The following is a 627-nucleotide window of genomic DNA, read 5'->3' on the forward strand; positions in this document are numbered from 1 at the left end:
GCTGCTACAGTAACCATGAGTCAAACAACTATTCAAGGAAACTGTCCTTCTAATTACCAATTAGTAAGAACTTGGACAGCAACTGATGAGTGTGGTAATACTGCTACTGCTGTTCAAACTATCACTGTTTCTGATACTGTAGGTCCTGTACTGGTAACTCCATTACCTGCTAAAATTGACGTAAATTGTGATGTAATTCCTGAACCTCAAACATTAGTATTTACTGATAACTGTTCAGAAGTTGGAACACCTGCATTCACGCAAACTCAATCTGAAGTTGTTGATGGTTCATACACTATCACCAGAACATGGATTGTATCTGATGCCTGTGGTAACTTATCTCAAACTTACACTCAATTCATTTATGTAGCTCAAATTGCAGAGGTGATTGCACTTCCATCAATTCAGTTAAGTAATGGTGAAGATGCAAATACATCATTAGACGCACAATTACCGCAAGGTGTTGAAGGTGGAATTTGGAGTAATATTGATAATGTTGGTGGATTTGATCCAATTAACAACACTTTCAATCCGTTTGAAATTGAGCCAGGTGAATACCTATTCAGTTACACCATAAATAATGGTCCTTGTCCAATTAGATATGATCTCCTTATAATTATTGGAGGT

General features: G+C 36.8%; 1 protein-coding gene. It reads left to right on the forward strand.

Annotated features, from left to right (window positions below):
* The coding region (locus ICG50_RS13035; RefSeq protein WP_484489528.1) for an HYR-like domain-containing protein at positions 1-627 on the forward strand (627 nt) is incomplete at both ends.

This window comes from Flavobacterium buctense (assembly GCF_014486695.1).
In the GTDB taxonomy this organism is placed as follows: domain Bacteria; phylum Bacteroidota; class Bacteroidia; order Flavobacteriales; family Flavobacteriaceae; genus Flavobacterium; species Flavobacterium buctense.